Source organism: Lentibacillus salinarum, assembly GCF_042679865.1.
GTDB classification, from domain to species: Bacteria; Bacillota; Bacilli; order Bacillales; family Amphibacillaceae; genus Lentibacillus; species Lentibacillus salinarum.
In genome coordinates this window covers 1-1,197 of record NZ_JBHTNH010000038.1, presented here as the reverse complement: position 1 = coordinate 1,197, position 1,197 = coordinate 1, and the positions used below count along the sequence as shown (strand labels likewise).

Sequence of the window (1,197 nt, the reverse complement as noted above, 5' to 3'; positions counted from 1 at the left end):
TGAACATCCCTTCTTTAAGCCCAGCGAATGGTATTACTGTGGATTATATGGAGGGTTCTGAATATAGTTACTTTGGTGGTATTATTACAGATAAAGAGATTAAAAAGGTACAGGTATCACAACAAAATAAAAAAGTACATAAAGCCAACATTTTTAAAATGGAAGATGACATCTCTGGATGGTACAGCATTTTTGAAAATGATAAAGGGGATAGTGAAGATAACCCAGATAATATGAAGATCCAAGCCCTTGATAATGATGGTGTGATTTTATGGCAAAAATCTTATTTAGTGGAGGACTAAGAACTAAGGCAACAATTCAATTACAGGTCGCTAATCCGGGATAAGGATTTAGCGCCAATGCTAAACATAAGAGCTAAAATTGTTGGAAAAGAAGTTCGGAGAAAAACGAAGCATTTCTAAGAAAACATATTGCTTCATTGGGACATTTAACGGAATGGGTTTAATTAGACAAGTGTGACGTATTGTGAATAAAAATAAAATCGCTATAAAAGGGGGGAAGGAATTGAAAACGAGGTTCGGTATTTTAATATTAATCACCATACTCGCTTTTATATTAAGTGCTTGCGATAGCGAGAGTAGTAACACCAAAACCGATACGAATACTATTTCCAGTACTGATTTATCAAACATGGAAAAAGCGATTCTTTCAACTACTTCAGATAATTCATTTGTATTTAATTTCAGTATAGATAGTGAGTACAAAAAAGTATCTGCATGGATAGAAAAATACGAAGACGGAGAGTTAGTTGATGACAAATTAAGTAAGTTGTCATCCCAGTCGAGGGAAAATGGAGCAATTATACTTACAACCCCAAAGAAAAATGAAGAAGCACAAAAACGTACATTTAATATAGGTATCAACACTAGTGGGGACACAAGCGGTAGCACGGGCTCAACTATCGGGGTGGATAAAGAAGTTGATAACAAGCTGAGTGTTTCAGGTAGCTTTCAGGTAAGTGAAAAATCTGCAGAGCAAGGGGAAACAGTCCTGGCTGGTATTATTTATTCAAAACAAAATACAATATCTTTACGTTCAAATTTTTATGAAGATCCCAATGAATTAAAAAAATACGATGTTGTATATTTATTTAAAGCTGAATTTACAAAGTGAGGACCTGTGTAATACTTAAGATTTAATATCAGCAAATATTAGAAGAAACCATTCGGCAAAAGG

At 34.2% G+C, this 1,197-nt stretch carries 2 protein-coding genes; both read left to right on the top strand.

The genetic code is table 11. From position 1 onward, the window contains the following. The coding region (locus ACFQ4A_RS16395) for a hypothetical protein (protein ID WP_382402498.1) at positions 1 to 302 on the top strand (302 nt) is incomplete at its 5' end. A gap of 184 nt (positions 303 to 486) precedes the next feature. Continuing rightward, positions 487 to 1,134 (top strand): hypothetical protein, encoded by a 648-nt coding sequence (locus tag ACFQ4A_RS16390; protein ID WP_382402497.1) that lies wholly within the window; start codon positions 487 to 489, stop codon positions 1,132 to 1,134. Positions 1,135 to 1,197 lie beyond the last annotated feature (63 nt).